A 23,957-nucleotide genomic window follows, 5' to 3' on the forward strand; every position below is an offset into this window, starting at 1 on the left:
GTTCCTGGGCTCACTCTTGGCTAACTCAGGGGTAGTGCGGTTCCCACGCCAGCCGGGGCCGCGGGACTGGCTTGGCCAGACCGCAGGCGCAGCGCCCCCTCGGGGGGCAGAGAGCCACACGCAGTGGGCGAACGTGGGGGCCATATTTTTCGCCGGGCCGCCCCAAGAAAAATTAGCCCCCTCGGGGGGCAGCGCATTACACGCAGTGAAAAGCGTGGGGGTCATACTCATCCCCCGATATAGCTCATCTCAACGCGCTTGGCGTTTGAATCGGGTGCGCTGGTGTCAGCCGGTATCGCAGCGCGCAGCTCCGAGTAGCGGTCATCACGCCCCTGCCAGATATGGGCCACGGCCGCCGCGATCTGGTCGTCGGCGTAGCCGCCGCGCAGCAGGGCGCGCAAATCCTGGCCCTGGCTGGCAAAAAGGCACAAGAACAGCTTGCCTTCAGTCGACAGCCGTGCCCGGTTGCAGTCGCTGCAAAAAGCCTGGGTCACGCTGCTGATCACGCCGATCTCGCCCGCACCGTCGGCATAGCGCCAGCGCTCGGCGGTTTCGCCGCTGTAGTTCGGGTCTATGGCCACGAGGGGGAATTCGGCACCCAGGCGCTCCACCACCTGGGCGGAAGGCAGCACCTCGTCCATGCGCCAGCCATTGGTGGCGCCCACATCCATGTATTCAATAAAGCGCAGCACCGCTCCGCTGTGGCGGAAATGCCGGGCCATGGGCACGATCTCGGCGTCGTTGGTACCGCGCTTGACCACCATGTTGACCTTCAGCGGCGCCAGGCCTACTTTCTGCGCCACTTCGATGCCCTTGAGCACATCGGCCACCGGAAAGTCCACATCGTTCATGCGGCGGAAGATGGCATCGTCCAAAGCATCGAGGCTCACAGTGACGCGCTGCAGGCCGGCATCCTTGAGTGACTGGGCCTTTTTGGCCAGCAGCGACGCGTTGGTGGTGAGCGTGATGTCCAGCGGCTTGCCTTGCGGCGTTTGCAGCTTCGCCAGCATCTCGATCAGCACTTCAAGGTGCTTGCGCAGCAGCGGCTCGCCGCCGGTCAACCGAATCTTTTCGACCCCATGCGCCACGAAAACCTTCGCCAGCCGGGTAATTTCCTCAAAACTCAGCAACGAGGTTTGCGGCAGGAAGGCGTAGTCCTTGTCGAACACCTCACGCGGCATGCAGTAGCTGCACCGGAAATTGCAGCGGTCCGTCACGCTGATGCGCAAATCCCGCAGCGGCCGGCCCAAGGTGTCACTCAAAAGGCCCGTCGGCGCCGTCAACCGCGCAGGGATATGCGGCACGCGGCTTGCGTAGCGAATGTCTGCGAGTGGAATTACTTTGTCTATGGTCATCGTGGGGCCCAGAGGGAGAATTTACTCCATTGGCTCGCCTGGACGGCAAATTGGCGGCCTTATCCCCAGACGCAGCGCGTTATTGCCTCAATAGCAGGACTCTCCCCACCAGTCGGGGCCGCGGAACTGGCTTCGCCAGTTCGCAGGCGCAGCACCCCCTCGGGGGGCAGCGAAGTACACGAAGTGACGAGCGTGGGGCTCTTAAACCAAGCCGGGGCCGCGGAACCGGCTTTGCCGGGCCGCAGGCACAGCGGCCCCCTCGGGGGGCAGGGAGCTACACGAAGTGAGCGACCGTGGGGGCCTTATTCAGACACACCTAGCGCCATCAACCTCAATGCAGACCCCGCTGATGAAATCGGCTTCGTCGCTGGCCAGGTAAAGCGCCGCGTTGGCCACGTCCAGAGCGGTGGAAAACCGTCCCAACGGGATGCTGGCGCGGAACCGGGCCTTGCGTTCCTCGTCCAGCGGCCCACCGGCAAATTCGGCTGACAGGCCCGTGTCGGGGTTGAACACCGGGTTGATGCAGTTGACCCGGATGTTGTCGGGGCCAAGCTCGGCTGCCAGCGACTTGGACGTGGTGATAACGGCCCCTTTGGAGCCGTTGTACCAGGTCAAACCCGGGCGAGGGCGCACGCCGGCGGTGGAGGCAATGTTGATAAAGCTGCCGCCGCCCAGACTGCGAAACACAGGGGTGGCGTGAATGGTGGCGAGGTAGATGCTTTTGACGTTGATGGCGTAGCACTTGTCGAAGTCGTCTTCGCTCACGGCAAGCGCGGGCTGGTTGCGGTGCGTCCAGCCGGCGTTGTTCACCATCACGTCCAGCCGGCCGTAACGCTGCACGGCGGCGTCGACCAAGGCCTTGACCTCTGCGGACTTCGTCACGTCAGCTGCGAAGAATGAGGCCGTACCGCCGGCTTTGACGATGGCGGCTACGACTTTTTCGCCCAAGACCACATTGATGTCGTTGACGATGACCTTGGCGCCTTCGGCCGCCAGCCGTTTGGCGATGCCTTCACCAATCCCGCCGCCCGAGCCGGTGACGATGATGGATTTGTCTTGGACCCGCATGGGCTTGTCTCCAGTTATTTTGGGTTTTGAAACTACTACGTGAGCTTATTACATCTTCGGCCCCGGCCGGCCGGCGGCCCTCAGCCGTGGCGAACCGCGACCGTCTTCAGCGTCGTAAAACCATACAGCGCCTCAAAGCCTTTTTCGCGCCCGTAGCCAGAAGACTTCACGCCGCCGAAGGGTAGCTCCACGCCGCCGCCAGCGCCGTAGTTGTTGATGAACACCTGGCCGCTTTTGACGCGTTTGGCCATGCGGAACTGGCGCGCGCCGTCGCGCGTCCAGATGCCTGCTACCAGGCCGAACTGCGTGGCGTTGGCCAGTTCGACCGCGTGGTCTTCGTTCTTGAAGCTCATGGCGCACAGCACGGGCCCGAACACTTCGTCCTGCGCCAGCCGGTGCGTCACGGGCACGTCGCGTAGCAGTGTAGGAGCCTGGTAGAAGCCGGTGTCGGGCGCCTCATCCACGATCTGTCCCTGGGCCACCATGGCAATGTTGGCAACCTGGGCGTCGCTTAAAAAGTCCCATACGCGCTGCTGCTGGCTTTGGCGGATCAGCGGGCCTACATCCAGGTCCATGGCGGCAGGGCCCACGCGCAGATTCTCGAATGCCTCGCCCAGGCGCTGCAGCAGTGGCTCGTAAATCGCCTGCTCCACCAACAGGCGGGAACCCGCCGAACAGGTTTGGCCGGCGTTTTGCACGATGGCGTTGATGATGGCGGGAATCGCGGCATCCAGATCAGCATCGGCAAATACGATCTGCGGGCTTTTGCCGCCCAGCTCCAGCGTGACGGGGCAGTGGCGTTCCGCCGCCACCTGCTGGATCAGTGTGCCCACCGTGGGGCTGCCGGTAAAACTGATGTGGTCTATGCCCTTGTGGCGGGCCAGCGCATCGCCCACCTCGTGGCCGTAGCCGGTCACGATGTTGATGGCGCCGGCAGGAAAGCCGACCTCGGCGGCCAGCTGTGCCACGCGGATCAAGGACAGGCAGGCGTCTTCGGCTGGCTTGACGACGCAGACATTGCCCGCGGCCAGCGCGCCGCCCACGCTGCGGCCGAATATCTGCATCGGGTAGTTCCAGGGGATGACATGGCCGGTCACGCCGTGCGGTTCGCGCCAGGTCATCACGCTGTAGCCGTCCAGGTAGGGAATGGTGTCGCCATGCAATTTGTCGCAGGCGCCGGCATAAAACTCAAAGTACCGCGCCAGGGCCGCCGCGTCGGCGCGCGCCTGTTTGGTGGGCTTGCCGCAATCGCGCTGCTCGATCATGGCCAGCTCTTCGGCATGCTCGGACACCTTGACGGAAAGCCGCATCAGAAGGCGCCCGCGTTCGGCTGCGTTGAAGCGGCTCCACACCAGTCCCAGGCATTCCTGGGCGCTGCGCACGGCGGCATCGATGTCGTGCGCATTGCTGCGCTGGATTTCATCGAATACCTGGCCGTCCGACGGGTCAATGACCGGGATGGTTTTGCCCGATGACGAGGCGACGGACGTATTGGCGATGTAGTTGAGTTGCATGGCGCTATTGTGCTGAATTTGGTGTTGGGGGTGCCGAGGCTGGTTACGATCGCGCCAGCGCGGAGAAACGGCGCAGCGCAGCGCCCCTAAAAGTAACGACACGGGAAAACGTGCGTTTTTCACGCCTCGGGTGTTGCGGGCCGGGTAATTGGCAAAACCCTCACAGCACACGGAATTATTCCTCTGTAGGATTAAGCCTACGTCAGCACCTCGCCAATTCCTACAAGGGAACGGTGCACCGCGTTACGCACATCGGCCTGGCCGTTTGGGGCGTGATAACAGCGCAAGCAGCCGGCAACTGCGGGGCGCATTCTTTACGCAAACCGCAATGACTGAACCCACCAAAAGCCCCGCCGATATTCCTTCCGGCGACGACGCGCCCGCCGCCAACTTGTTTGTCTGGGTCAAAGCCTCGCTTGCGCGCTTGCGCGACTGGCTGTCGATCCAGACGTTTGGCATGCGGTTCGTGGTGCTTCTGGTGGCATTGATGATTCCGGCCAGCGGCTACTACGCCTGGGCGACCCTGGAACGCCAGGAAAAAATGGCTTTGGAGGTCAAAGCCATGGCCGCAGCGGGGCAGGGTGTTGAAGCCGCCTGGACCTACAACACCGCGTTGCCCGTGGTCTTTGGGAACGGGTCCGTGCTGAGCTTTCTCGAAGCCCATCCGGTTGCGCGCATCACCATCATCTATCGGCCCATTCTCTGGACCGTCTCCGAGCGCTTTGTGCTGGTGGAATCCGAGGGCCGGCAATACGCCTATTACCCCTCCGACATGGAAACCAAAATACTGGCCGACAAGGCTGTCACGGCACCGTGGGGCGGCAAGCTCATGTTTGTGCCGCGCGGCGCGCTTGACGGCGCCAGCAATGACATGCTGGCCCGTCTTGAGCAACGGTTCGGCGAGGCACGCCCCCAGTCCGAACAGGACGCCTGGAAGGGCGGCGCCAGCGCACTGGTCTCAGCCACCCTGACGCTGGGGCTCATTGCTTTTCTCTGGTACCAGACGGGCGGCCAGCGCAAGTCCCTCAAGTTCATTTCTCCAACGCAGATCAGTGGAGGCCTGGACGACCTGGTCGGCATGGACGACATCAAGGCCGAAGTGGCGCAAATTCGCGACCAGTACGAGCGCCGCCTCGAATACGCCGCTTACGGCGTGAACAAGCCCTTTAACGTGATGTTCAGCGGCCCGGCGGGTACGGGCAAGACCAAGCTGGCCAGCTACCTCGCCAAAGAGCTGAATTTGCCCATTCTTTTCCATTCGGCCGCCAATCTTGAAACCGGCTATGTGGCCGGCGGCTCCAATACCTTGTCGCGCATTCTTGCGTTGGCCAAGCGGCGCAAGCGTTGCATTGTGTTCCTGGACGAGGCGCAAGACCTTTTCATGCGGCGCGGCGGCAATCGCAAGTACGACGACGACACCCAGAACATGCTGCTGGCCATACTCGATGGCGTGCGGACCAAGTCGGATGCAGAAATCATCTGGATCGTGGCGTCCAACTTCAACTCGGCCAACCTGCAGATGGATGAGGCCATGCTGCGCCGTTTCCAGATGAAGGTCGACTTCCGCATGCCCAACCAGCAAGAGCGTCTGGCCATCACGGGCCACTACCTCAGCCAACGTGCCGACAAGGTGCTGCCCGGCATGGACCTGCGTCATTTTGTCGAGCTCACTGAAGGCTGTAGCCCGGCGGACCTCGAGACCATGGTGAACCAGGCCGGCATCCTTGCGGTGCAATCAGGCCAGATGATTGGTGCGCACACCCTGATGCAGGCCGCCGAGCGCGTGCTGGTGGGCAATGTCAACGACAACACCACCAAGGAACGCGACCGGGACCGCCGCATCATCGCCGTGCATGAGTGGGGTCATTTCCTGATGGATTTTCAGCACCGGCGCAAGCTGGCCGGTAACAACTGGGACGCGTTACTGGCCGACATGACCACCATCAAAATTTCGTTGAAAGCCAATCCGCGCAACAACGCGCTCGGCTTTGTGCTGCACAAGCAGGACGGCAACCTCCTCAAGACCAAAGGCGACATGGAGCACGAGGTGCGAGTGCTGCTGGGCGGGATGGCGAACGAAGAACTCTTCTTCGGCGAGGACGGTACCACCGGTGGCGCCCACAACGACATCACCCGCGTCACGCGGCTGCTGCACCACGCCGTGGCCGAGATGGGCATGTACCGCAAGACCCGATTGAACTATGCCGCGCTTATCAAGGACGGCAGCAGCGCACCGCCGGACGAAGAAACCCGCAGCATCATGGAGGCCCAGAGCGAGCGGCTTTACAGCGAAACCAAGGCCACCCTGGCGCAGTACACCGCCTTGACGGAGCACCTGACGGGCTGCCTGTTACAGGCTGGTGAAATGACGTTGAGCCAAGCGCTTGATGAGATTCGACGCTTTGAAAACCAGCCAGTGGTGTCGGCGTTGACGCTGGCGTTGCCAGGGCAGGGCTTTGACCGGCTGGCGTCTGCCTGATATTGACGGTCATGCAGGCGCGGGCCAACCGCGGCGACCCGCGCTTTCACGCACAAACAAAAAAGCCCTGCAGTGCAGGGCTTTTTGCATGGATGGCTGGCTTACCGTGAGGCAGGTGCGGCCGGTGTTGGAGTCGCGGCCGCATTAGGGGCCTGCGTAGGCGCGGGGGCCGGCATGGCCGGCGCCGTGGGGGTAGCGGCCGGTGCGCTGATAGCGGCGGGCTCTGCTACAGGCATGCTGGGCGCCGCTTGCGCAGTCCCGCCATGGAACTTCATCACCAGCGGCACGATCAGCAATGCCACGATGTTGATGATCTTGATCAGCGGGTTGACAGCCGGGCCGGCGGTGTCCTTGTAGGGGTCGCCTACGGTGTCGCCGGTCACGGCGGCTTTGTGCGCCTCTGAGCCTTTGCCGCCATGGTTGCCGTCTTCAATGTACTTTTTGGCGTTGTCCCATGCGCCGCCGCCCGTGCACATCGAGATGGCGACGAAGAGGCCGGTCACGATGGTGCCCATCAGCAGACCGCCCAGGGCCTGGGGGCCCAGTGCCAGGCCGACCACGATGGGCACGACCACGGGCAGCAGCGACGGAATCATCATTTCCTTGATGGCGGCTGTGGTCAGCATGTCCACCGCGGTGTCGTATTCGGGCTTGCCCGTGCCGTCCATGATGCCCTTGATGTCGCGGAACTGGCGGCGCACTTCAACCACCACGGCCCCGGCTGCGCGGCCTACGGCTTCCATGGCCATGGCGCCGAACAAGTAGGGAATCAGACCGCCGATGAAGAGGCCGACGATGACGAGCGGGTTGCTCAGGTCGAAGCTGATGGCGGTGCCATAGGCGTCGAGCTTGTGCGTGTAGTCGGCAAACAGCACCAGCGCTGCCAGGCCTGCCGAGCCGATGGCATAGCCCTTGGTCACCGCCTTGGTCGTGTTGCCCACGGCGTCCAGCGGGTCGGTCACGGCACGCACCTCGGGTGGCATGTCGGCCATCTCGGCAATGCCCCCGGCGTTGTCGGTGATGGGGCCGTAGGCGTCCAGCGCGACGACGATGCCGGCCATGCTCAGCATGGACGTCGCTGCAATCGCGATGCCATACAGGCCGGCCAGCTTGAAGGCCACCAGGATGGCGATGCAGACAAAGATCACTGGCCAGGCAGTAGAGCGCATGGAGACGCCCAGGCCGGCAATGATGTTGGTGCCGTGGCCGGTGGTGGAAGCTTGAGCAATGTGCTGCACGGGCTTGTATTGCGTGCCGGTGTAGTACTCGGTGACCCAGCAGAGCGCGCCGGTCAACACCAGGCCGACCGCGCAGGCGCCGAAAAGGCGCATCTGCGTGCCCGTGGCCGTCACGGCGTTGTCGGGCATCAGCCACATCGTGACGAAGTAAAACGCGATCAGCGACAGCACGCCCGCAATGGCCAGCCCTTTGTACAGGGCCGGCATCACGTTCTTCATGCCGGGCGAGGCCTTGACGAAGAAGCAGCCGATGATCGACGCGATGATGGACACGCCACCCAGCGCCAGCGGATACACCGCGGCGGTGGCGCCCGCTCCGGACAGAAGCAAGGCACCCAGCACCATGGTGGCGATCAAGGTCACCGCATAGGTTTCAAACAGGTCGGCGGCCATGCCGGCGCAGTCGCCCACGTTGTCGCCGACGTTGTCGGCAATCACGGCGGGGTTGCGCGGGTCGTCTTCGGGAATGCCGGCTTCGACCTTGCCCACCAGGTCGGCGCCGACGTCGGCGCCCTTGGTGAAGATGCCCCCGCCCAGACGGGCGAAGATGGAAATCAGCGAAGAGCCGAAGGCAAAGCCGATCAGCGGGTTGAGCAGATTGGCCAGTTTCAGGTCGGGCGTGTAATTGCCGTTGCCCACCAGGAACCAGTAAAAGCCGGTCACGCCCAGCAGGCCCAGGCCCACGACCAGCATGCCGGTGATGGCGCCGCCGCGGAAGGCGACGTCCAGGGCGGGGCCAATGCCCTTGGTGGCGGCCTGCGCGGTGCGCACATTGGCGCGTACCGACACATTCATGCCGATAAAGCCGCAAGCGCCCGAGAGCACTGCGCCGACCACGAAGCCGATGGCGGTTTTGCCGTCAAGAAAGAAGCCGATGAGCACCGCGAGGATGACACCGACGATGGCGATGGTTTTGTATTGCCGCGCAAGGTAAGCGGCGGCGCCGGTCTGTATGGCGGCTGCAATTTCCTGCATTCGCGCATTGCCTGCGTCCTGGGAAAGAATCCAGCTGCGTGCCCAGATGCCGTACCCCACGGCGATCAGTCCGCAGACCAGCGCAAGAATGAGCGCTGAGTTGCCTGTCATGGATGACATGTGAAATCTCCTACGTTGTTTTTCGCTTGGAGGGGGTTTCAACGCTAGCAAATGGTGTCTGACCCCCGCTGCGTTGCTTCCTCGTTGCTCTTCAACATGCGCAGAGACGATTGGCCAACTGGCGAAATTTAACGCCAAAACATGACAACTTGAAGAACCGTAAGGTGTGAATCAGTAAAATGAGGGTAAATACCGAGCAGTTGGCCTGCATCATGGCTGCGCAGGTAGCCCATGTGTTTTAAGAATTTTTCCCTCCCTTTTTTTCTTTCCTTCCTTTCTCCTTCAATAAAGACTCCAGCGACCATGTCCCTCGATAAAGTTTCCCCTGGTAAAAACGTCCCCGAATCTTTTAACGTCATCATCGAAATCCCGATGAACGCCGACCCGGTGAAGTACGAAGTGGACAAGGAGTCCGGCGCGATTTTTGTGGACCGCTTCATGAGCACGTCCATGCACTACCCGACTAACTACGGCTATGTGCCGAAAACCATCAGCGGTGATGGCGACCCGGTTGACGTGCTGGTGATCACCCCGGTGCCGCTGATCCCCGGCGTGGTGGTGACCTGCCGCGCCATCGGCATCCTGAAAATGACCGACGAAGCCGGTGAAGACGGCAAGGTGCTGGCGGTGCCCATCGACAAGAAATGCTCGCTGTACACGCAGTGGCAAAAACCGGAAGACATGAACCCACTGCGCCTGAAGACGATTGCGCACTTCTTTGAGCACTACAAAGACCTGGAAGACGGCAAGTGGGTCAAGGTGCAGGGCTGGGAAGGACCGGAAGCGGCCAAAAAAGAAATCACCGACGGCATTGCCAACTACGCCAAAGACGCCAAAGACGCGAAAGCCTGAACAGGGCCCGAGATTTCAAGCAATTAAGGGTTGTAGCCCTTGCTGATCGTGCGCCACCAGCTATTGAAAACATAGCAAACCTTGTGGCGAAGAAGCATTAAAAAAGCGCCTGAAGGACTAATCCTTCAGGCGTTTTTTGCTTTTTGCTTTTTACTTTTTGTTTTCGCCGCCGGTGAGGCTAGGACCGAGCAGGGTCAGGGTAGACCAGCCCGTGCAGCCGTCCCCTGTCTTCGCGCGGAAACGGCCTCCAGCCCCCTTCGGGCTGGGCCAGCCGGTCCGCCACGGCCCACCAGGCGCTGGGGTTGACCCCCAGGCCGATATGGCTGGCCAGCACTTCAATGTTTTCCGTTTTGGGGTTGGCCGCGCTCGGCGCCTGGATGCTGGCCTGCCAGGCCACCACGCCGTCGCTGCGCGAATAGATGCTGGTGGTCGGCACGGGCGGCGCGGCCGGCAGGTCGTAGTTTTCCGATTCGCGCTCGACATTGCGGCCGCTGGTGAGTTCGTAAATACGCCAGGCATTGGTGGCCTTGTGCGAACCCGCGAAGGGCGTGCCTAGCGTGATGACGCCCCTGACCATGTCTGGAAGTTCTTTGGCCAACTCACGCGCATACACACCGCCCAGGCTCCAGCCGATCAGGCTGACCTTGCGGCCGGTGGCTTCAAACGTGCGCACCAGCTTGTCGCGGGCTTCTTCCAGCACGCCGGCACGCGGGCCAAAATTAAAGCCTTGATCCCAACCCCAGGTTTTGTAGTTCAGCGACTGCAGGTAGTGGCGCAGCGGCACGGTGCTGGCGTCATTGGCAGAGAGGCCTGGAAACACCATGACGGCATGGCCGTCGCCGCGCGGCGCGCGCGCCAGCAAGGGCCAGGCAGGGAGCAGGGCGCCAAACTCCCAGAATGCGCGTAACTCCAGCGCCAGCAGCCAGGCGCTGGGCGGAACATCATGCAGGGATGGCTTTTCGGAGGCTTGTGACGGGGGAGGATTTCGCTTGGATGACGGGCTTGCCATGGCTTGGAGCATTAATGTCTTTTGAGAGTGCCGATAGAAACGAGTATGGGGGCGCCTACGGTTTTTTACAGAGAGAGGCGCCTCTAACGTGGCCGCTTCACAGCAGTTTTCGTCACTTTCGTGACAGCAGCTTTGCGGGTTTTTACCGGGAGCTTCTTCACCGCAGGCTCTTTGGTGGTTTTGCGCGTAGTTTTCTTTGCCGCGACGTTGGCCGTCTTGGCCGTCTTGGGCGGTGCAGGCGCAGCAACTGCAGGTGCGCTGGCCATCAGTGCCTGCGCTTCGGTGAAGGCGTCCTCAATGGCCTTGGCCAGGTCTTTGGCATGCGGCAGGGCTTTCTTGTCGGCAACGATGCCGAAGTCCACGTGACCGGCGTAGGTCTGGATGGTGATGTTGAGCGCCAGGCCGTGCAGGATGATGGACAGCGGGTGAAACGTCAGAAACTTTGCGCCCGCCAGGTACAGCGGCACCGGCGGGCCCGGTACGTTGGAAATTGCCAGGTTGGCCACCATGGGCAGGCGGCTGGCCATGCCGCTTTTGCCATAGGCGTTCAGCGCCATTTTTGCCGCGCCGCCCACCAGCCACGGCGCCAGCAGCGAAGGGTAGTCGGTCGGCAGCAGCCCCTTCAAGCTTTGCATCGACGTCTTGACCTTGGCGGTAGACGCCATGATGGCGTTCATGCGTTTGAGCGGGTGTGCCAGCTGAGTGCCGAGCTCAACCAGGCTCATGCTCACCTGGTTACCCAGGTTGGCGGCATCCGTGGCGCCGGCTTCGCGCAGCGACACCGGCATGGCCGCCACCAGGGATTTTTTGGGCAGGCTGTGGTGCTGCGTCAGGTAGTTGCGCAGCGCAGTTGAGCAGATCCACAGCACGATGTCGTTGAATGAGCCGCCCACGGCTTTGCCCATGGCCTTGCATTCGGCCAGCGGCAAGGTGGCCGTCACAAATACGCGATCCGTGGTGATGCCTGTGTTAAATGGCGTTTGCGGTGCCAGCTTCATCGGCATCTTGGGCTTTACACCCGTGGCCGAGCTGGCAGTGGATTGCCTTGCCAGCGTGCTGCCAAAGGTGCTGGCTGCAGACGGCAGTGCTTTGGCCAGCTTGGCCAGCTGGCCCAGCGAACTCGAAAACACCGAACCGATCATCTTGCCCAGCTTCAGGTCGGCTTCGGTCTTGCGGCGGCGGGTCGGGTCGGGCGGCGGCACCTCGCGCGGCACCGGGCTGAAATCAAGCAGGGCATTGGCCAGCATCACGCCGCCTTTACCGTCCAGCGCCGCATGGTGAATCTTCGAGAAAAACCCGGCCACCACCTTGCCGCCTTGCGATGCAGGCAACTGGATGCGGTCAAAAATATAAAACTCCCAGAGTGGGAAGTTGCGGTCTATCACCTCGCTGTGCAGCTGCGCGCACAGCTTGTGCACCTCGGCCAGCGTCATCGGTGCTGCGCCTTTTCTGGCGGAGTCCGCGCGGCGGATGTGAAAGCTGATGTCGACCGAATCAGCCTCAACCCAGAGCGGATGGCCCAGGTCCAGCGGCATGAACACCAGCTTGCGGCTGAACACCGGTGCCAGGTGCATACGTTTGGCGATGTGCTCTTTAACCGCCTTGTGAAAGCTGCCCTTGAAGCCGGCCGGCAGCTCACACAGGTTGAGCGAGCCCACATGCATGGGCATCTCGGGGGTTTCAAGGTAAAGAAAGGTCGCGTCCAGTCCGGTCAGGGATTTCATTGTTATGTCTCCGTGAGGCAGACATTAACCGAGCGGGGAGGGTTGCGGCACTAGGGTTTGCCGGGGCGGGGACACTTGGCCTTCTGCAGCATTTCGGCCAAACGCTGGGTTGAATCAGTTGCGGTTTGACGTATTTTTATTTAACTGCGACGATGCCTGTATGCCCGTAAATTCCCCGACAGCTGCTAGAACTGATTTCAGACCCTTGCTGGCCGCTACTCATCTGAAAATTTCTACCACTCCATGAAATTGCTTGCCTGCTTATTTGTGATTTTGACAATGATTTCAGGATGCGCAACTTCTTCGATTTCACACAAAGACGCTCAACCGGTTCAGCTTGATCGAGTCTTCCTGAAAAGCGATCTACTCGCGTCAAATAATTCAACCGTTGTTTTTATTCGTGACGTTGGCTTTGTGGGTTCTGGGGTATATCACCATATTTTTATAGATGGAAAAAAAGCCGCTTCTCTTAATCCGGGGGAGAGAGTTGAATTTGTTCTTTCGCCCGGAGAGCATATCTTCGGTGTGATACCGACAGACGCCTTTAACACCCATGCGCTCAACAGCATTGACCAAGACCTAAAGCCAGGAAAGAAATATTTCTATCGTGTTCAAACCGATGGAAATTCATTTCGTACGGTTGTGCAGCGCTTTCTACCTGAGACTGAATAGCGATATCAGCCTTCCGCAATTAGCTCAATCGCCAACCGATCCATCAAGCGGCTCACACTCTCCTAGCATTCCCTGCTCGTCATCGACGAGCCCCGCCACCGGCGTTGCCTTGGCAAGCGCCATCCAAACGCCCAGCGGCAGTGACTGCCGGGTACGCCGCGGTGCCGCCCGGGCGACGGTGAGGCGGCCATTTTCGGAAACCATCACGCCGCATTCCAGCGGAACTTCGCTGGCGTCGCCGACGGGCTTTCCTTTGGCGTCGCAACCCAGTACGTACCAGCACTCGCCGCCCAGGTCGAGGTAGGCGGCGCGTTTTTCGGGGCGGCGAAGGTCGCCCAGCAGGTCGGAGCGGTGTACCTTGATCTCATGGACGATGGGGTCGACGTATTCCTGCACGGTGGTGTTGCGGATGGAGAACACGTCGGGGCGGGCAATGCACCAGCGGATCTTGCCGCCTTCTGCTTCTGGCGGCAGCTGGGCGCGCAGGCTTAAGGCCCGCCAGGTGATGCGGCCGGCGCGCACCATTTCGCAGGCAACCTGCTCGACCAGCGCCTCATGCTTTGACAGCGCCGATCGGTTGCGCACCAGCACGGCGGCCAGATAGGCCACACCGGCATCGGTCACGCGCAGGGTTTCGTGGCCGGCGGGGCCGGCGATGCGCTGCAGCATGCCGGTGGCGAGCAGTTCGATTTCCAGCAGGTCCTGACAGGGCCAACCGGCAGAGCGATAGACCTCCCGCAGGCGCCGGGCATGGGGGCGGCCCAGCGGGGGCGTCGGATCTGCGGTGTGTGTAGCGGGTGTTGAGGGTGTGGCGGTCGCGATGGCGTTCATGGGAGTTAGCGGCCTGGGCCGGAGGCAGGTTGGCGGCAAGCCCTAAAAACGGTTGAGAAACGGTTGGAAAAGAGGCTTGAAAGACAGAGCTTAAATCAAGCCGGGGCTTAAGAGAAACAGGCTGCTTGCGCAATACTGGCGGGCGCAAGCAGCTATCAATACGATAGCGGATGCCCGCCTTGCGCACTGGGAGGTGTGGCGCGGAGCGGAGCGGGGCGCCGGGCGGCGGCTTACGGGGTCAGAGCGGGAGGATTTCGAAGCGGGCGTTGTCCAGGTTGTCGCCCAAGGGCCGCATCGCCGCCAGAATGGCGTCGGTTTCGGCGTGCTGCCACAGCGCAATGACCTGCTCTTCGGCTTCGGAGGCATTTTCCAGCGGGAGGCCTTCGTGCAGCGTTTGCGTCAACATGTAGGCCTGCAGGGAGGGCAGCACGTACTCAGGGCCGCCCAATGCGAATTCAAGCGCCATGCGAAAGCGCAGCTCGGCGGCAGAACGTTGGTCGGCGTTCAGGGTCGGGCATTCGACCAGGCTAACGGTATAGGGACGTGCGGTTGCGCTGCTGCTGCTGTTGTTGTTGCTCATGACAATTCCTTTGAACGGCTTTATAGCAAATAGACCGGGTGTTGGTAACGGATGTGGGGATGCGGCAACCTGCGCAGCAGGCCGCACAAGGTCTTCTTTGTGCGTGACCTTCATCGTAAATTTACGAGAAAAGACCTTGCAGTCCAATCTGGATGAGCGCGAACAGCTATCAATACAGTAGCAAAATCAGCGCAGCCTAAGCCTCGGCTGGTGGTGCAGCAGCCTGCCTGAACGGGCTGCGGCGCTCCAGGTCTTCCAGGTAGTTGTTGATGCCGGCGCCTTCGCGCTCCAGGAAGCGCTCGACCGCATCGGCAAACGAAGGATGCGCCAGCCAGTGGGCACTGGTGGTTTTGACGGGCAGCAGGGCGCGGGCCATTTTGTGCTCGCCCTGCGCGCCACCTTCAAAGCGCTGGTAGCCGTGCTCAATGCACCACTGCAGCGGCTGGTAGTAGCAGGCTTCAAAGTGCAGGCAGTCCACCCGGGCAAGCGCGCCCCAGTAACGGCCGTAAGCGACCAGAGCCTGGTTTTTTTCGGCCAACAGGCCTGCAGTCCTTTCAGAACGAGCGCTGACAGCTATCAAACTTGTAGCAATGGGCTGGCGCTGGCCTTCGGCGCCATGCTCCGCCACAAACAGCAGCCAGTTCTCCGGCATGGTGTCCTGCATGCGCTGGAAGAAGTCACGGCTGAGATAGGGCGCATTGCCATGCTCGTAGTAGGTGCGCTCATAGCAACGGTAGAAAAAATCCCAGTCGGCGTTGCTGATGTCTTTGCCCAGCGACCAGCGGAAAGTAATGTCCGCCTCGGCGACCTTGCGGCGCTCCTGGCGAATCTTTTTGCGCTTCTCCTGGCTGAGCGACATCAGGAAGTCGTCGAAATCGCGGTAGCCTGTGGCTGGGCCCGTTTCGCCGCCGGGCCGCCCCAAGGCGAAATGCGCCCCCTCGGGGGGCAGCGAACCGCACGAAGTGGGGAGCGTGGGGGCCTTATTTCCAGTCCAATGGAACTGGACCGTGTGGCGCAGCATGAGGCCGGCTTCTTCGCAGGCGGCGACGTCTTCATCGGCGGTAAATAGCAGGTGCAGGGACGAGAGCTCCTCTTCCGCGCACCAGGCCAGCAGGGCCTTTACCAGCAGGGTGCGTTCTTCAGTCGTGCGGGCCAGCAGGCGGGCGCCGGGTACAGGCGTGAAAGGCACGGCGACCACGGCCTTGGGGTAGTACGCCAGTCCGTGCTGCTGGTAGGCGTTGGCCCAGGCATGGTCGAACACGTATTCACCGTAGGAATGCTCCTTGAGGTAGAGCGCGCAGGCGCCTGCAAGTGCCTTGCCCTGCCAGAGGGTGACAAAGCGCGGCGTCCAGCCAGTTGCGGGAATGGCGCTGCCGCTTTCGTGCAGCGCAGACAGGTATTCGTGGCGCATGAAAGGGTTCGCGGGCTCGCCGGGGCGTTGCGCCAGCAGCAGGGCGTTCCACTCGGCCGCGTTCACCTCCAGCGGCGAATTCAGCACGCGAATGACATAATCGTTTGAGTTCTTTTTCACGTGTTTTCGGGGTTTTACTTCAACATGCCACTCAAAATCTGCGTTGCCCAATTGAACTACTGCGTTGGCGATATGCCGGGTAATGCGCAAAAGATCATCGACGCAGCCCGCACGGCCTATGAGGGCGGCGCCCGGCTGCTGCTGACGCCCGAGCTGGCCATCTGCGGCTATGCCGCCGAAGACCTTTTTTTGCGCCCATCGTTCATCCAGGCCTGTGATGATGCCGTGAATCGGGTGGCCCGCGAGCTGGCCGGGTTAAAAGGCCTGACGGTGGTGGTGGGCACGCCCACCCACGGCGACAACGGCAAGGGCCTGCGCACCAAAAGCGTGGAAGTGCAGCAGCGCCACAACGCGGCCAGGGTGCTGCGCGAGGGCCGCGTCATCGAGACCTATGCCAAACGCGAGCTGCCCAACTACCAGGTGTTTGACGAGCGCCGCTATTTCACGCCGGGGCAGGGCACCTGCGTCTTCCCGGCCGGGGAAGGTGATGACGCCGTCAACATAGGGCTGCTGATTTGCGAAGACGCCTGGTTTGAAGAGCCGGCGCGCCTGGCCAAAGAAGCGGGTGCCGAGCTGCTGGCGGTCATCAATGCCTCGCCGTTTCACGTCGGCAAAGGCGGCGAACGCGAGCAGATGATGCAGGTCCGGGCGCAGGCAACCGGGCTGCCGCTGATTTACGCCCACCTGGTGGGCGGGCAGGACGAGATCGTGTTTGAAGGCGGGTCTTTTGCGCTGCAAGCCGACGGCACGCTGGCTGGCCGGGCCGAAAATTTTAAGGAAAATCTGTTCACAGCCCAGGCAGAACGTGCGCAAGCAGCTATTAATTTAATAGCAACTACGGTGCCGCAGCGCAGCCACGAGGCTGACCTGTGGGATGCGCTGGTGCTGGGCGTACGCGACTACCTGGGTAAAAACGGTTTTCCGGGCGCTCTTTTGGGCCTTTCGGGCGGTATCGATTCGGCCCTGGTTCTGGCGGTGGCGGTGGATGCGCTGGGTGCTGACAAGGTGCGCGCAGTGATGATGCCGTCGCCCTATACGGCAGACATCTCGTGGATTGACGCGAGAGAGATGGCCGAGCGTGTCAAAGTGCGCTACGACGAAATCTCCATCGTGCCCGAGTTCGAGGCCTTCAAGGCCTCGCTGGCCGGCGAGTTCAAGGGCCTGCCGGAAGACACGACCGAGGAAAACATCCAGGCACGCATTCGCGGGGTGTTTTTGATGGCGCTGTCCAACAAGTTCGGCTCCATCGTGCTGACGACCGGCAACAAGAGCGAAATGGCAACCGGCTACTGCACGCTCTACGGCGATATGGCCGGGGGCTTTGCGGTCATCAAGGACTTGCTGAAAACCACGGTGTTTCGCCTGGCGCACTGGCGCAATGCCAACGACCCCTACGGCACCGGGCTCAATCCGATTCCCGACCGCATCATCACGCGCCCGCCCAGCGCCGAGCTGCGGCCCGACCAGACCGACCAGGACAGCCTGCCGCCGTACGAAATCCTGGATGCCATCCTGTCGCGCTACATGGAAAACGACGAGAGCGCCGAGGGCATCATCGCCGCCGGCTTTGACCGCGCGGTGGTCGAGCGCGTGGCGCGCCTGATCCGCGTCAACGAGTACAAACGCCGGCAGGCGCCGGTGGGTATCAGGGTCACCCACAGGAGCTTTGGCAAGGATTGGCGCTATCCTATTACCAGCAAATTTAATCAGTAGGGCCCCCACGCTCCCCCACTGCGTGTGGGTCGCTGCCCCCCGAGGGGCTGCTGCGCCAGCGGTCTGGCTAAGCTAGTCCCGCGGCCCCTGCTGGGTTGAGAGGGGAAGGGGCCTTCCCCAACGCTTTGACGATATTTAGAACTTACGGAGATATTCAGTGAAACAAATTACCGCCGTTCTCAAGCCCTTCAAACTCGAAGAAGTCCGTGAGGCCTTGGCCGAATGCGGCGTGACTGGCCTGACCGTCACTGAAGTCAAGGGCTTTGGCCGCCAGAAGGGGCACACCGAGCTGTACCGCGGCGCCGAGTACGTTGTTGATTTCCTGCCCAAGGTCAAGGTCGAGGTCGTGGTGAAAACCGAAGACGTCGAGCGCTGCGTCGACGCCATCGTGCGTGCAGCGCGCACCGGCAAGATCGGTGACGGCAAGATTTTCATCACGAGCGTCGAGCGTGTGGTGCGCATCCGCACCGGGGAAGAGGACGAAGCGGCGGTCTGATAGAGCCCCCACGGTCGCTCACTTCGTGTAGCTCCCTGCCCCCCGAGGGGGCCGCTGCGCCTGCGGTCTGGCAGAGCCAGTCCCGCGGCCCCTGCTTGAGAAGAGAGGGGCCTCCTTGGCTCGCAGGGAACCGTCGCGGCGCGACGGTTCTTGGGTGATTAAATCTGATCCAGCCGGGTGGCTGCGGGTGCCATGCCGGCGGTTTGCACCAGCGTTTCCAGCAGTGATTCGGCGTCGCTGCCGGTGCGGATCAGGTCCATCAGCCATTCATCCATAAAGCCGGTTTTCACCGATGACGCCAGAAACGCCAGCAGGGCGTCGTAGTAGCCGTTCATGTTGAGCAGGCCCACTGGCTTGTCGTGATAGCCCAGCTGGCGCCACGTCCAGACTTCAAAGAACTCTTCGAGCGTGCCGATGCCGCCCGGCAAGGCCAAAAACGCGTCCGCTTGCTCGGCCATGATGCGTTTGCGCTCATGCATGTTTTCGACGATGTGGAGCTCAGTGCATCCGGTGTGCGCCCATTCTTTTTCGACCAGTGCCTTGGGGATCACCCCCACAACCCGGCCACCCGCTGCCAATGTGGCGTCGGCCATGATGCCCATCAGGCCGTTACGGCCGCCGCCATAGACCAGTTGACCGCCGCGCTTGCCAATCCAGGCCCCTACGAGGGCGGCAATGGCTGCAAATTCAGGCTGCTTGCCGGGGCGGGATCCACAGTAAACGCAGAGGGAGAAGGCGGGTTTCGGAGTAGGGGTCACGGTGTTGATGGCGGCGTTCATGCGGAAAATCGTTGAAACAGCGCCAGCGCCCAGGTGCCGGCGCACAGCAGCAGGCTGAGCAGGACTGCGGCGCTGCCCATGTCTTTGGCGCGTTTGGACAGGTCGTGCCACTCAGGCCCGATGCGGTCGATGGCTGTTTCGATACCGGTGTTGAGCAGTTCGACGATCAGGATGAGGATGACGGTGCCGGCCAGGAGCACCGTTTCGACCCAGCTGCGGCCAAGCCAGAAAGCCGCTGGGACCAGCACAATTGATGCGATTGCCTCCTGGCGGAAAGCGGTCTCATGCCATCCCGCACGCAGGCCGGCCATGGAGTAACCGGTGGCGTGCCAGACGCGGCTCAGGCCTTTGCGGTTTTTTTGTGGGTTGACGGGCTCATTGTCAGCTGTGGCGTCTGGGGCTGACACGGACGCGGGAAACGGAACTTGTTCGGACATGAAGCGATTGTCGCGCAGCTTTATGGCACATTGATGTTGGGGCTGATCAGTCGCTGGCAAGAGCCTTGCGTTTGCCCTTGCGGCCCGGTTTTTCGGGGGCTACCCAGGTGATCAAGCGGGTGCCCGCCCACGCGTCATGCCAGAACTGCTTCTGCGGATGAAAGCGCGCGAGGATGGCCCAGATGGCAACCCATCCCAGCGTCAGCACGGCGCCTTCGCGACCCGACAGCGCCAATGCCCAGCTTATGGCCAGGGGCGGCAGAAACCAGCACCAGCTCAACGCGTAACGCAGAAGCGCGCGTTTTTGGGTAATCGCTGCACCGTGGACGTCAACCACACGGATGTTCCAGGTTTTCATGGCCAGGGTCTGGCCTTTGGCCCAGAACCAGACGAAGTAGATGCCAAAAATCACAAACACAAACGCCTGGAGCGCATGGCGGTTGTCCAGCGCATTGCGGGTTTGGCTCAGCGTGCTGAAAAGGTAGCCGGCCAGAAAAACCACGCCGAACATCAACATGCCTTCGTACATCCAGCAAGCCATGCGCCGGGGAATGGATGGTATTTGAGGGGTGTCGGTGGCTGTCACGTGTGTGTCGCTATAAATGCTCGCTGGCAGGGGGCTGCAGCAGAGCGGGCCAATGAGTTGGGCCCGGCAGCGCGCCGACGGCGCTTAACGCTGTGGCGTGGCGCCCGGACCGCCGGCGGCGCCGCTTGCAGGCAAGGCTGCGGGAACGGCTACTACCGGGGGCGAAGGAGCGATTTTAAAGGCAGGTTTGCTGGCTGCCTTGGCCTGATGTGGTGGAACGGGTGCCAGCTTCTGCGGCGCCACGGGTTTTACGGCCGTGGCCGCTCCGGTGGGCTTGGGGCTGGCTTTGGCGGCCAGCTTCTGTTTTTCTTCGGGGCTCAGGGCCTGGTAAGTCTCCCACTTGGCCTTTTTTTCCTCAGGCGTCAGTTGTTTGGAGAGTTCCTTGGTCCTGGCGAAGTTCAGCCGTGCCTGAGCCCGTTGCTGGGGGCTCAGCGTGACCCATTCGTTCATGCGGCTGTGCATGGTGGCCTGCTCTCCGGTTGAAAGCGAAGCGTAGTTTTTTGAGATCTCAAGCCATTTGCGTTTTTGCGGTTCGCTGATGGTGGTGTTCCAGCTTGAGGCCAGGGGTTTGAGCGCTTGCTGCTGCATGGGCGTGAGTTTTGCCCAGGTTGGTTCGGAAACAACGGCTTTGGCCAGGGGCGCTGCAGGGGGTTTGGCGGCTGCACTGGCAGGGGCCGCGGGCTTGGGCGTGGTCTGGGCCGGGCAAAGTGCGGGCCAGACCAGCAGGCTGGCCACCATCAGCCCGAACGACAGGTATTGCAGTCGCACCCGCAATGAGCGGCTGTCGAAAGGGGGGCGGAGTCGGAAAGCTGCGGGGACGGTCATTGGGCCGTAGGAGCTTGGCGTGTGGTTTTGAGGTACTGGACGAAACCCGGATCGGCAAAAGCGGCAGGTGGGAGCTCATCTGTGAGCAAAGCCACATCAACTTCGGCCAGCTCCTGGGCGCGGTTGTCGTTTTGAATGGAATTGATGGCCAGCAAGCCCACCACCAGCGCAACAAGGGGCAGCACCGAACCAATTCGCGCCCACCAGCTCAAGCCGTCATCGGAGCCCCAGGAAAGGGCGGCGCTTGCACCAAGACCGATGACGCTGGTGGCGGTTTGTGTTTTGGCTACTTTCCGTTTTGACAAGGCTTGAAAGCGTGCCGCGCGAAGGCGCTCGGAGATATCGTATGGCAGGTCTGCTGCACCCGCTGACAGGTAGGACACAGTCTTCAGACCAAAGCGGTCCTGCAGGATATCGGCGCGTTTTTGTAGTGAGTTAGTCATAGTTTTATACCTTTGGCACTCAGGGCTTTACTGAGAGCGTGAACTGCGCGGGAACAATGTGTTTTGACACTACCCTCCGAACAGCCCATGGCGGCTGCTGTTTCAGCGACATCCATTTCCTCCCAGTAACGCATCAGAAACGCTTCCCGTTGACGGCCAGGCAACTCCTTTACCTGCAGTTCGATCTCATGCAATATCTGAGCCCGTTCCGTGGCGTCTTGAGCGCTCTCTGTTCCCTCTGAGGTGGTCAGGCTCTCTAAAGTTTCCAGAAGATCGAAATCTCCGTCTTCTCCCTGCGATTCAAAGTCGCTCATGTTGGAGAAAAGCGCGTTGCGGGTCTTGCGCCGGCGGAACCAGTCCAGCGTGGTGTTGGACAGGATGCGCTGAAACAGCATGGGCAGCTCGGCCGCAGGCTTGTCGCCGTAGTGCTGCGCCAGTTTCATCATGCTGTCCTGGACGATGTCGAGGGCAGCCTCTTCATCCCGCACGTGGTAGATGCTGCGCTTGAAAGCCCGTTTTTCAACGCTTTTCAGGAAATCCGAGAGTTCTTGTTCAGTTGCCAACGGTGTGGGGTTCCGGTTCGTCCAGCGCTGCAGGGGTGATTTGCGGGGGTGTCCGCAGGGTTTGTGGCTCTAGAAAGGCCAATAAGGCAGTCACCCAAGGATACAGCTGGAAAATTATCGCATCCCGGCCTGGGCGGGTGTGATTTTTCAGCGTGTGCAGTTATCGCGCAACACGAAATGCCATAATACGGCTTGCAATTCAAAAGGCAAACGGGTCACGGCTCGGCGGTTTATGTTTCCGCTTATGGTTCTGGCCTCAAGTCTCAACGCCGCTTCACAAGAGTGGGCGAAGAGGCACCCAAGGTATTTCGTTAGAGAAATTCACAAAGGTTCATCATGGAAATCTCCAAGGCGGAAATCGCTTCCGCAGCAGCTGCGTCTGCACACACCAATTCGAATTCCCAAGAGCTCCGCGGCGCGGAAATCCTCATGAAGTCCCTTCATGCCGAAGGCGTCAAGTACATGTGGGGTTATCCGGGCGGCGCAGTCTTGCACATTTACGACGCTGTCTACAAACAGGACTCGATCCAGCACATCCTCGTGCGCCACGAGCAGGCGGCCGTGCACGCAGCGGACGGCTATGCCCGCGCCACCGGCGAAGTGGGAGTGGCACTGGTCACTTCCGGCCCGGGCGTCACCAACGCCGTGACCGGTATCGCGACGGCGTACATGGACAGCATCCCGATGGTCATCATCACGGGACAGGTCCCTACCCATGCGATCGGCCTGGATGCCTTCCAGGAGTGCGACACCGTCGGCATAACCCGGCCCATCGTGAAGCACAACTTCCTGGTCAAGGACGCGCGGCACATGGCCGAAACCCTGAAAAAGGCGTTTCACATCGCCCGCAGCGGCCGGCCTGGCCCCGTGGTCGTTGACATCCCCAAGGACGTGTCCTTCAACAAGGTGCCTTACAACGGCTATCCGCAGACCGTTGAGATGCGCTCGTACAACCCGGTTCGCAAAGGCCATGGCGGGCAGATCCGCAAGGCCCTGCAGCTGTTGCTGGCGGCCAAGCGGCCCTACATCTACACCGGTGGCGGCGTGCTGCTCAGCAACGCCTCACAGGAGCTGCGCACGCTGGTCGACATGCTGGGTTATCCCTGCACCAACACCTTGATGGGCCTGGGCGCCTACCCGGCCAGCGACAAAAAATTCCTCGGCATGCTGGGGATGCACGGCACGATTGAAGCCAACAACGCGATGCAGCATTGCGACGTGTTGCTGGCGGTCGGCGCCCGGTTTGATGACCGGGTGATTGGCAACCCAAAGCATTTTGCGCAGAACGAACGCAAGATCATCCACATTGACATTGACCCATCCAGCATTTCGAAGCGCGTGAAGGTCGACATCCCGATCGTGGGCGACGTGAAAGATGTGCTGACCGAATTGATTGCCATGATCAAGGAGTCCGGCCTCAAGCCTGACGCCAACGCGCTGGGCGGCTGGTGGGACACCATTGAAGGCTGGCGCAAGCGCGACTGCATGAAGTACAGCATGGGCAAGGGCGACGTCATCAAGCCCCAGCACGTGGTTGAAACACTGTGGAAGCTGACCAAGGATGCGGACACCTATATCACGTCGGATGTGGGCCAGCACCAGATGTGGGCTGCGCAGTACTACAAGTTCGACGAGCCGCGCCGCTGGATCAACTCGGGCGGCCTGGGCACCATGGGCGTTGGCATTCCCTATGCCATGGGCATCAAGCTGGCCAAACCTGATTCGGAAGTGTTCTGTATCACGGGCGAAGGCTCGGTGCAGATGTGCATCCAGGAGTTGTCGACCTGCCTGCAATACAACACGCCGATCAAGATCGTGTCGCTGAACAACCGCTATTTGGGCATGGTTCGCCAGTGGCAGGAAATTGACTACGAGGGCCGTTACAGCAGCAGCTACATGGACGCACTTCCCAATTTTGTGAAGCTTGCCGAAGCCTACGGCCACGTTGGCATGCTGATCGAAAAGCCGCAGGACGTGGAGCCGGCGCTTCGCGAAGCCCGCAAGCTCAAGGACCGCACGGTGTTCATGGACTTCCGCACGGACCCCACCGAAAACGTGTTCCCGATGGTGCAGGCCGGCAAGGGCATTACCGAGATGCTGCTGGGGTCGGAAGACCTCTAAGCTTCACGCCACCACACCTATTCATTCACCGTCACCCTGACGAATC

The 23,957-nt window shown here is 61.4% G+C and carries 21 protein-coding genes; 6 read left to right on the forward strand and 15 right to left on the reverse strand.

The window, feature by feature from the left end:
* Positions 1-227 precede the first annotated feature (227 nt).
* The 3 genes from moaA to ABI546_RS22390 all read right to left on the reverse strand — a co-directional run bounded on the left by moaA (position 228) and on the right by ABI546_RS22390 (position 3,937).
* On the reverse strand, positions 228-1,355 hold the full coding sequence (moaA, locus tag ABI546_RS22380) for a GTP 3',8-cyclase MoaA (protein ID WP_348050386.1): 1,128 nt from the start codon (positions 1,353-1,355) through the stop codon (positions 228-230).
* A 306-nt stretch (positions 1,356-1,661) separates the two neighbouring features.
* Positions 1,662-2,423 carry an SDR family oxidoreductase gene (locus ABI546_RS22385; RefSeq protein ID WP_348050388.1) on the reverse strand — a complete coding sequence of 254 codons (762 nt, stop codon included), beginning with the start codon at positions 2,421-2,423 and terminating at the stop codon, positions 1,662-1,664.
* An 80-nt stretch (positions 2,424-2,503) separates the two neighbouring features.
* The gene (locus ABI546_RS22390) at positions 2,504-3,937 is read right to left on the reverse strand and encodes an aldehyde dehydrogenase family protein (protein WP_348050390.1); all 1,434 of its coding nucleotides are present in this window, start codon (positions 3,935-3,937) and stop codon (positions 2,504-2,506) included.
* A gap of 328 nt (positions 3,938-4,265) precedes the next feature.
* On the opposite strand from ABI546_RS22390, the gene ABI546_RS22395 reads away from it, so the two are divergent.
* Positions 4,266-6,416, forward strand: a complete 2,151-nt coding sequence (locus ABI546_RS22395; RefSeq protein ID WP_348050392.1) for an AAA family ATPase — start codon at positions 4,266-4,268, stop codon at positions 6,414-6,416.
* 101 nt (positions 6,417-6,517) lie between these two features.
* Here ABI546_RS22395 and ABI546_RS22400 read toward each other — a convergent pair whose 3' ends face one another.
* The gene (locus tag ABI546_RS22400) at positions 6,518-8,740 is read right to left on the reverse strand and encodes a sodium-translocating pyrophosphatase (protein ID WP_348050674.1); all 2,223 of its coding nucleotides are present in this window, start codon (positions 8,738-8,740) and stop codon (positions 6,518-6,520) included.
* 312 nt (positions 8,741-9,052) lie between these two features.
* On the opposite strand from ABI546_RS22400, the gene ppa reads away from it, so the two are divergent.
* The gene (gene ppa / locus ABI546_RS22405) at positions 9,053-9,601 is read left to right on the forward strand and encodes an inorganic diphosphatase (protein ID WP_348050394.1); all 549 of its coding nucleotides are present in this window, start codon (positions 9,053-9,055) and stop codon (positions 9,599-9,601) included.
* Positions 9,602-9,779: 178 nt separating this feature from the next.
* Here ppa and ABI546_RS22410 read toward each other — a convergent pair whose 3' ends face one another.
* Both ABI546_RS22410 and ABI546_RS22415 read right to left on the reverse strand, forming a co-directional pair.
* Positions 9,780-10,610, reverse strand: a complete 831-nt coding sequence (locus tag ABI546_RS22410) for an alpha/beta hydrolase (protein ID WP_348050396.1) — start codon at positions 10,608-10,610, stop codon at positions 9,780-9,782.
* Between the two features lie 83 nt (positions 10,611-10,693).
* On the reverse strand, positions 10,694-12,334 hold the full coding sequence (locus ABI546_RS22415) for a wax ester/triacylglycerol synthase family O-acyltransferase (RefSeq protein WP_348050398.1): 1,641 nt from the start codon (positions 12,332-12,334) through the stop codon (positions 10,694-10,696).
* Positions 12,335-12,577: 243 nt separating this feature from the next.
* Between ABI546_RS22415 and ABI546_RS22420 the strand changes: the two genes are divergently transcribed.
* Positions 12,578-13,006 carry a hypothetical protein gene (locus ABI546_RS22420; RefSeq protein WP_348050400.1) on the forward strand — a complete coding sequence of 143 codons (429 nt, stop codon included), beginning with the start codon at positions 12,578-12,580 and terminating at the stop codon, positions 13,004-13,006.
* A 24-nt stretch (positions 13,007-13,030) separates the two neighbouring features.
* On the opposite strand, the gene ABI546_RS22425 is transcribed toward ABI546_RS22420, so the two are convergent.
* From ABI546_RS22425 to ABI546_RS22435, 3 genes are all read right to left on the reverse strand, one after another.
* The gene (locus tag ABI546_RS22425) at positions 13,031-13,837 is read right to left on the reverse strand and encodes a hypothetical protein (protein WP_348050402.1); all 807 of its coding nucleotides are present in this window, start codon (positions 13,835-13,837) and stop codon (positions 13,031-13,033) included.
* Positions 13,838-14,075: 238 nt separating this feature from the next.
* Positions 14,076-14,417, reverse strand: a complete 342-nt coding sequence (locus ABI546_RS22430) for a hypothetical protein (RefSeq protein ID WP_348050404.1) — start codon at positions 14,415-14,417, stop codon at positions 14,076-14,078.
* A gap of 196 nt (positions 14,418-14,613) precedes the next feature.
* Positions 14,614-15,948, reverse strand: coding sequence for a GNAT family N-acetyltransferase (locus ABI546_RS22435; RefSeq protein ID WP_348050406.1), 1,335 nt, complete (start codon positions 15,946-15,948; stop codon positions 14,614-14,616).
* Positions 15,949-15,972: 24 nt separating this feature from the next.
* Between ABI546_RS22435 and ABI546_RS22440 the strand changes: the two genes are divergently transcribed.
* Both ABI546_RS22440 and ABI546_RS22445 read left to right on the forward strand, forming a co-directional pair.
* Positions 15,973-17,661: an NAD+ synthase gene (locus ABI546_RS22440; protein WP_348050408.1), complete on the forward strand. Its 1,689-nt coding sequence runs from the start codon at positions 15,973-15,975 to the stop codon at positions 17,659-17,661.
* A 157-nt stretch (positions 17,662-17,818) separates the two neighbouring features.
* A complete protein-coding gene (locus ABI546_RS22445; RefSeq protein ID WP_007869659.1) occupies positions 17,819-18,157 on the forward strand; it encodes a P-II family nitrogen regulator in 339 nt (112 codons plus the stop codon).
* Between the two features lie 158 nt (positions 18,158-18,315).
* On the opposite strand, the gene ABI546_RS22450 is transcribed toward ABI546_RS22445, so the two are convergent.
* The 6 genes from ABI546_RS22450 to ABI546_RS22475 all read right to left on the reverse strand — a co-directional run bounded on the left by ABI546_RS22450 (position 18,316) and on the right by ABI546_RS22475 (position 21,790).
* Positions 18,316-18,936 carry a TIGR00730 family Rossman fold protein gene (locus tag ABI546_RS22450; RefSeq protein WP_348050410.1) on the reverse strand — a complete coding sequence of 207 codons (621 nt, stop codon included), beginning with the start codon at positions 18,934-18,936 and terminating at the stop codon, positions 18,316-18,318.
* A complete protein-coding gene (locus tag ABI546_RS22455) occupies positions 18,933-19,373 on the reverse strand; it encodes a diacylglycerol kinase (RefSeq protein WP_348050412.1) in 441 nt (146 codons plus the stop codon). Before ABI546_RS22455 ends, ABI546_RS22450 begins: the two co-directional genes overlap by 4 nt.
* A gap of 46 nt (positions 19,374-19,419) precedes the next feature.
* Positions 19,420-19,935 (reverse strand): RDD family protein, encoded by a 516-nt coding sequence (locus tag ABI546_RS22460; RefSeq protein WP_348050676.1) that lies wholly within the window; start codon positions 19,933-19,935, stop codon positions 19,420-19,422.
* Between the two features lie 108 nt (positions 19,936-20,043).
* Positions 20,044-20,727 carry a DUF3106 domain-containing protein gene (locus tag ABI546_RS22465; RefSeq protein ID WP_348050678.1) on the reverse strand — a complete coding sequence of 228 codons (684 nt, stop codon included), beginning with the start codon at positions 20,725-20,727 and terminating at the stop codon, positions 20,044-20,046.
* A gap of 53 nt (positions 20,728-20,780) precedes the next feature.
* Positions 20,781-21,227, reverse strand: coding sequence for a DUF3619 family protein (locus ABI546_RS22470; RefSeq protein WP_348050414.1), 447 nt, complete (start codon positions 21,225-21,227; stop codon positions 20,781-20,783).
* The gene (locus tag ABI546_RS22475; protein WP_348050416.1) at positions 21,224-21,790 is read right to left on the reverse strand and encodes an RNA polymerase sigma factor; all 567 of its coding nucleotides are present in this window, start codon (positions 21,788-21,790) and stop codon (positions 21,224-21,226) included. Before ABI546_RS22475 ends, ABI546_RS22470 begins: the two co-directional genes overlap by 4 nt.
* A gap of 336 nt (positions 21,791-22,126) precedes the next feature.
* On the opposite strand from ABI546_RS22475, the gene ABI546_RS22480 reads away from it, so the two are divergent.
* Positions 22,127-23,911 (forward strand): acetolactate synthase 3 catalytic subunit, encoded by a 1,785-nt coding sequence (locus ABI546_RS22480; RefSeq protein WP_348050418.1) that lies wholly within the window; start codon positions 22,127-22,129, stop codon positions 23,909-23,911.
* The last annotated feature ends 46 nt before the right edge of the window (positions 23,912-23,957 follow it).

It is taken from the genome of Polaromonas sp. (assembly GCF_039932935.1).
Classification (GTDB): Bacteria; Pseudomonadota; Gammaproteobacteria; order Burkholderiales; family Burkholderiaceae_C; genus Polaromonas.

Excerpts from the sequence above, each read along its gene's own strand:
- moaA (WP_348050386.1), bottom strand. The coding sequence starts at position 1,355 with ATGACCATAGACAAAGTAATTCCACTCGCAGACATTCGCTACGCAAGC.
- ABI546_RS22385 (WP_348050388.1), bottom strand. The coding sequence starts at position 2,423 with ATGCGGGTCCAAGACAAATCCATCATCGTCACCGGCTCGGGCGGCGGG.
- ABI546_RS22390 (WP_348050390.1), bottom strand. The coding sequence starts at position 3,937 with ATGCAACTCAACTACATCGCCAATACGTCCGTCGCCTCGTCATCGGGC.
- ABI546_RS22395 (WP_348050392.1), top strand. The coding sequence starts at position 4,266 with ATGACTGAACCCACCAAAAGCCCCGCCGATATTCCTTCCGGCGACGAC.
- ABI546_RS22400 (WP_348050674.1), bottom strand. The coding sequence starts at position 8,740 with ATGACAGGCAACTCAGCGCTCATTCTTGCGCTGGTCTGCGGACTGATC.
- ppa (WP_348050394.1), top strand. The coding sequence starts at position 9,053 with ATGTCCCTCGATAAAGTTTCCCCTGGTAAAAACGTCCCCGAATCTTTT.
- ABI546_RS22410 (WP_348050396.1), bottom strand. The coding sequence starts at position 10,610 with ATGGCAAGCCCGTCATCCAAGCGAAATCCTCCCCCGTCACAAGCCTCC.
- ABI546_RS22415 (WP_348050398.1), bottom strand. The coding sequence starts at position 12,334 with ATGAAATCCCTGACCGGACTGGACGCGACCTTTCTTTACCTTGAAACC.
- ABI546_RS22420 (WP_348050400.1), top strand. The coding sequence starts at position 12,578 with ATGAAATTGCTTGCCTGCTTATTTGTGATTTTGACAATGATTTCAGGA.
- ABI546_RS22425 (WP_348050402.1), bottom strand. The coding sequence starts at position 13,837 with ATGAACGCCATCGCGACCGCCACACCCTCAACACCCGCTACACACACC.
- ABI546_RS22430 (WP_348050404.1), bottom strand. The coding sequence starts at position 14,417 with ATGAGCAACAACAACAGCAGCAGCAGCGCAACCGCACGTCCCTATACC.
- ABI546_RS22440 (WP_348050408.1), top strand. The coding sequence starts at position 15,973 with ATGCCACTCAAAATCTGCGTTGCCCAATTGAACTACTGCGTTGGCGAT.
- ABI546_RS22450 (WP_348050410.1), bottom strand. The coding sequence starts at position 18,936 with ATGAACGCCGCCATCAACACCGTGACCCCTACTCCGAAACCCGCCTTC.
- ABI546_RS22455 (WP_348050412.1), bottom strand. The coding sequence starts at position 19,373 with ATGTCCGAACAAGTTCCGTTTCCCGCGTCCGTGTCAGCCCCAGACGCC.
- ABI546_RS22470 (WP_348050414.1), bottom strand. The coding sequence starts at position 21,227 with ATGACTAACTCACTACAAAAACGCGCCGATATCCTGCAGGACCGCTTT.
- ABI546_RS22480 (WP_348050418.1), top strand. The coding sequence starts at position 22,127 with ATGGAAATCTCCAAGGCGGAAATCGCTTCCGCAGCAGCTGCGTCTGCA.